Raw genomic sequence first — 5,365 nt, 5'->3', positions numbered from 1 at the left:
ATGCTGGCCGACGAGATCAGCCATCGTCTGCTCGGCTGCCTCCGTCGCCTGCAGGAAGGCGCCGGACGGCACGGCGACAGCGACCGGCCCGAATTGCACCACCGGCTTTTTCGGCTCGACGATGACCTCGCCGTCGACGGAAAGCCTCGCCAAGCCCTCGGCCATCACGAAATTGGAGGCGATGCGGCGCTGGTGCTCGCCGAGCCTGCCGGCATCCTGGACGGCGACGTCCAGTCCGGACGCGGTGACGGTGACCGTCATGTGGAAGGCTTTTGGTGTGGCGCAAACCAGATCGGCCAGCCTACGCAAGCGATCGAGCGACGCAACGACCACCGGCAGCGAGATCGGGCATTCCTCGATCGGGATGATTTCGGAGGAGTGCGCGCGCACGAAGCCCAGCAGCATGCCGGCCTCGCTACGCCTTGCGCTGAAGACAACGCGGCGGCGGGTCTGCGGCGAGCAAGGCACCAGCGCGTCGATCTCGCCCGCGATGCCCTTGGCCTTCAGCGCCTGCACTACCCGCTCGCGCTTCCACTGGCGATAGGCCCCGGCTTCGAAATGCTGCAGCGCGCAGCCGCCGCATTCGGTGAAATGGCGGCAGGCCGGATCGACCCGGAGCGGCGAGGCCTCCAGAACCGACATAAGCGTCGCGCGGTCCTTTTGGCGTGCCGCGGTGACCGTCTCGCCCGGCAGCGTGAACGGGATGAACACCTCGCCTCCATCGGCGCCGGCGATGCCGTCGCCCTGAGCGCCAAGCCTGGTGATGGTGAAACGCGCGCTCATTTCGATCCCGCATCCTTGATCGCGGCGAGCAGGAACTCGCGATTGCCGTCGCCGCCTTCGATCGGCGACGGGTGCAGCCCAAGCACGCGCCAGCCCGGTATGCCGGAAAGCCAGTCGCGCAGACTTGCGGCAATGCGTTCGGCATCGCTTGGATTCCTGAGCAGCCCGCCCTTGCCGATCGCCTCGCGGCCGGCCTCAAACTGCGGCTTGACCAGAAACAGCGCCCTGGCGCCCTCGCCCGCCAACGCAAGCGCCGGCGGCAGCGCCAGTTTCAGAGAAATGAAGCTGACATCGCAGACCAGGAAATCCGGGATACGGCCGCCGAGATCGGCAGTCGTCAAATCGCGGGCGTTCAGCCCCTCGATCATCATCACGCGCGGATCGCCGGCGATATCGGGATGCATCTGGCCATGGCCGACATCGATCGCCGTGACATGCGCGGCGCCACGCTCGAGCAGCACCTGGGTAAAGCCGCCGGTCGAGGCGCCGATATCGAGCGCCTCGCTCCCCGAAGGATCGAGCCCGAAACGGTCGAGGCCGGCAATCAGCTTCAGCGCCGCGCGCGACACATAGGCCTGCGCCGGATCGTCGATGGCGACGCGGCAGTCCGGCGCGACGGACTGTCCGGGCTTGCGGGCAACGCTGCCGTCAACGCTGACCGTGCCGCGCTCGATCGCGTCGCGGGCGCGCGAACGGCTGGCGAACAGGCCGCGCCCGACGAGCAGTTCGTCGAGCCTGAGGCGCGCACCGGCTGGCAAAGGAGAGTTCATTGGCCTTCATTGGCGAAAGCCGGACGCGAAGGCAATGGGAGCCTGTTGAATATGGCGCGCGGCGCGGCAGAATGCGGGCCTTCATCCAACCTGAGGAGGAGGCAATGCTCAAGGGAACCTGCCATTGCGGCGCCGCGCACTGGACCCTGGAAGGCGATCCGGGATCGATCACGGCCTGCAATTGCACGCTTTGCCGCCGCTACGGCACGCTCTGGGCCTACGATTATGCCGACGAGCGCATCCGCATCGCGGGACCAATGCGTTCCTATACGCGCGCCCAAGTGGCCGAACCCGCGCTCGAGATATTGTTCTGTCCGAAATGTGCCTGCGTACTTGCCTGGCGCGGCTTGCGGTCCAGTTCGAGCGGCCGTACGCGCATCGCCGTCAATGTCAGGCTGGCGCCGCCGGAGGCCGTCGCCGATCTGCCGATCGACCATTTCGACGGTCTCGACACGTTCGACGATCTGCCACGCGACAGCCGCTGCGTGCGCGATATGTGGTTTTAGAAGACCGTCTGCGAGACCGGGCGCTCGACGGCCGGCATCAGGCCGTCATTGTTGGAGGCCTGCTTGCGCGGCTCGACCGGAGCGGGCGCAGCCGGCGCCGCTTCCGGCAGCACAACCAGTTGAGCGACCTGCTTATAGGAGAAACCGCCCCGGATATCGCCCATCTTGCCGGCAACGATCTCGACCACCGCTTTCTCGAGGTTGCGATCGTAACGCGTTTCGGCTGCCGCCGGCGCGGCCATGGCCATCGCAAGGGCCATGCCACTTAGGAACGATTTCATTGTTCTTATCCCCGCCTAAGGACCAAGGTCTTAGCAGGGCGCCGTTGAAAATCGACCAAAAGACAGGGTAACCGAACCGCCAAACGGAAGCGTTAACAATGAGTTACGATTTCTGGTTTAACGCAATTCCGGACGCAAAACCGCCGTGCACTTTCGCTGGGATTGCTTCCAAAGCCGGCAAACAGATTCAGCGCGTTGAGAATTAGATTCAGGCGCGCTGCGCCTGCACGCCGTGGCCGAGCGCGGCAAAGACCGTGCCCACGATGCCGGCCGCGTCGAGGCCCGCGTCGGCATACATTTTTTCCGGCTTGGCGTGATCGGTGAACTCGTCGGGCAAGATCAGCGGGCGGACCTTGAGGCCATTTTCCAGCAGGCCTTCATGGGCGAGGAAATGCAGCACATGGCTGGCGAAGCCGCCGACAGCGCCCTCCTCCACCGTCACCAGAACCTCATGCGAGCGCGCGAGGCGGCGGATGAGATCCTCGTCCAGCGGCTTGGCGAAGCGGGCGTCGGCAACGGTGGTGGAGAGGCCGGCCGCGCCGAGCTCCTCCGCTGCCATCAGGCAATCCTGCAGCCGCGTGCCGAAGGAAAGCAGCGCCACCTTGGTCCCTTCCTTCAGGATCCGTCCCTTGCCGATTTCGAGCACCGAGCCGCGCTCCGGCATGTCGACGCCGACGCCGTTGCCGCGCGGATAGCGGAAAGCGATCGGGCCGCCGTCATAAGAAGCGGCGGTGCGCACCATGTGGCGCAGTTCCGCTTCGTCGGCGGCGGCCATGACGACGAAGCCGGGCAGAGAAGCCAGGAAGGTCGTGTCGAAGGCGCCGCAATGGGTGGCGCCGACGAAGCCGGCGCGGTCGATCGGGAAGCGCACCGGCAGTTTCTGGATCGCCACGTCATGCACGACCTGGTCGTAGGCGCGCTGCAGGAAGGTTGAATAGATGGCAGCGAAGGGCTTGTAGCCCTCGGTGGCCAAGCCGGCGGCGAAGGTCACCGCATGCTGCTCGGCGATGCCGACATCGAAGGTTCTGGCCGGGAACACCTCGCCGAAGAGGTCGAGGCCGGTGCCGCTCGGCATGGCGGCGGTGATCGCCACGATGCGGTCGTCCTCGCGGGCCTCCTGGATCAGGCTTTCGGCGAAGACCTTGGTGTAGCTCGGCGCGTTGGCCGGCGCCTTGGCCTGCGCGCCGGTGATGACGTCGAACTTGTTGACGCCGTGATATTTGTCGGCGGCGGCTTCCGCCGGCGCGTAGCCCTTGCCCTTCTGGGTCACGACATGGATCAGCACCGGGCCGTCGGCATTGTCGCGAACATTCTTCAGCACCGGGATCAGATGCTCCAGATTGTGTCCGTCGATCGGGCCGATGTGGAAAAATCCCATCTCCTCGAACAGCGTGCCGCCGGTGACGTAACCGCGCGCGTGCTCGACCGCCCGGGTGATGGCACTGTCGGCGCGCTTGCCGAAATAGGAGGTCAGCTTCTTGCCGAAATCGCGCAGGCCGAGATAGGTCTTGCCGGAGGCGAGCCTCGCCAGATAGGCGCTCATCGCGCCGGTCGGCGGGGCGATCGACATGTCGTTGTCGTTGAGGATGACGATCAGACGGGCGTCGAGCGCACCGGCGTTGTTCATCGCCTCATAGGCCATGCCGGCCGACATCGCTCCGTCGCCAATCACCGCGATGACATTGTTGCGGCCGCCCGACAGATCGCGGCCCATGGCCATGCCGAGACCGGCGGAAATCGAGGTCGAGGAGTGTGCGGCGCCGAAGGGGTCGTATTCGCTCTCGGCTCGCCGCGTAAAGCCGGAGAGGCCACCCTCCTGGCGCAGCGTGCGGATGCGGTCGCGGCGGCCGGTCAGGATCTTGTGCGGATAGGCCTGGTGGCCGACATCCCAGATCAGCCGGTCTTCCGGCGTGTTGAAGACATAGTGCAGCGCAACCGTCAGCTCGACGACGCCAAGGCCGGCGCCGAGATGGCCGCCGGTGTGCGAAACGGCGTCGATCAGTTCGGCGCGCAGCTCGGTCGCCAGCTGCGGCAGCTCGCTTTCGTCGAGCGCCCGCAAATCCGCGGGAATGCGGACCTTGTCGAGAAGTGGCGTATCGGGCTTCGGGTTCACTCTTTGGCGGCCTGCTGAGATCTTAACCTTGCATCAGAGCGGTTAACCGTTTCACGGGACCGCTCTGTCTTTTCTGTTTCACGCAATTCCGGACGGAAAACCGTTTCACATTTTTCCTGGAATTGCTCCAACTTTCACAAATATGCGCGTTGATCATGCGCGAAATATGCCGCTGGCGAGCGAATGTAAATGCGTGTCAGTGACGCGGTTGGCGCAGGATGTCCATCCAGTTCTAACCTTCCGGCAACGGGATGAATTCTTCCTCATCGCCAGGAACGATATCGAAGCGGCCTGTCTTCCATTCTTCCTTGGCCTGCTCGATGCGTTCTTTCGAGGACGAAACGAAATTCCACCATATATAACGCTTGGAGCCCAGCGACGCTCCACCGAACAGCATGAAATGCGCGCCCCGTTCGGACGAAACGACGATCTCCTCGCCCGGTTTGAACACCAGAAGCCGCTCGGCCGGAAAATGATCGCCGGCAATCGAGACCTCGCCCTCCAGCGTATAGATGGCGCGTTCCTCGGCATCGGCGGGGATTTTCACGCTGGCGCCCGCCGCCAGCCGCAGATCGGCATAAAGCGTGTCCGATGCGGTCGCGACCGGCGAGCGCAGCCCGGAAAATTCGCCGATGACGACGCGGCCGCTGACGCCTTCGGCGTCGATCTCGGGCAGGCGGATCACCGATGTGTTGGCGAAGACCGGGGCGATCTCCTCCTTGCCGTCGGGCAAGGCGAGCCAGGTCTGCAAGCCGGAGACCGACATCGGCGCGCCGCGCAGCTCTTCCGGCGTGCGCTCGGAGTGGACGATGCCGCGGCCGGCGGTCATCAGGTTCACATCGCCTGGCGCGATCACCATTTCGGTGCCGAGCGAGTCGCGGTGCCGGATCTTGCCGTCGAACAGATAGGTGA

Annotated in this window: 5 protein-coding genes and 1 pseudogene; 1 reads left to right on the top strand and 5 read right to left on the bottom strand. The window is 65.0% G+C overall.

Features of this window, described 5'->3' with window-relative positions:
• A pseudogene (locus EOA29_RS23975) lies at positions 1-783 on the bottom strand (class I SAM-dependent RNA methyltransferase); the annotation flags it as partial.
• Positions 780-1,553 carry a TlyA family RNA methyltransferase gene (locus EOA29_RS23970; RefSeq protein WP_127221684.1) on the bottom strand — a complete coding sequence of 258 codons (774 nt, stop codon included), beginning with the start codon at positions 1,551-1,553 and terminating at the stop codon, positions 780-782. The pseudogene EOA29_RS23975 and the gene EOA29_RS23970, both read right to left, overlap by 4 nt.
• 104 nt (positions 1,554-1,657) lie before the next feature.
• Between EOA29_RS23970 and EOA29_RS23965 the strand changes: the two genes are divergently transcribed.
• Positions 1,658-2,059, top strand: a complete 402-nt coding sequence (locus EOA29_RS23965) for a GFA family protein (RefSeq protein WP_127221682.1) — start codon at positions 1,658-1,660, stop codon at positions 2,057-2,059.
• Here EOA29_RS23965 and EOA29_RS23960 read toward each other — a convergent pair.
• From EOA29_RS23960 to EOA29_RS23950, 3 genes are all read right to left on the bottom strand, one after another.
• Positions 2,056-2,340, bottom strand: a complete 285-nt coding sequence (locus EOA29_RS23960) for a hypothetical protein (RefSeq protein ID WP_126095244.1) — start codon at positions 2,338-2,340, stop codon at positions 2,056-2,058. The two genes, EOA29_RS23965 and EOA29_RS23960, sit on opposite strands and share 4 nt — an antisense overlap.
• A gap of 208 nt (positions 2,341-2,548) precedes the next feature.
• Positions 2,549-4,453, bottom strand: a complete 1,905-nt coding sequence (gene dxs, locus EOA29_RS23955; protein ID WP_127221680.1) for a 1-deoxy-D-xylulose-5-phosphate synthase — start codon at positions 4,451-4,453, stop codon at positions 2,549-2,551.
• Positions 4,454-4,685: 232 nt separating this feature from the next.
• Positions 4,686-5,365 (bottom strand): pirin family protein (locus tag EOA29_RS23950; RefSeq protein ID WP_145969763.1); only part of this gene is annotated, 680 nt, incomplete at its 5' end.

The sequence above is a fragment of the Mesorhizobium sp. M1E.F.Ca.ET.063.01.1.1 genome (assembly GCF_003998155.1).
Lineage (GTDB): Bacteria > Pseudomonadota > Alphaproteobacteria > Rhizobiales > Rhizobiaceae > Mesorhizobium.
This window is presented reverse-complemented; position numbering and strand designations above follow the sequence as displayed.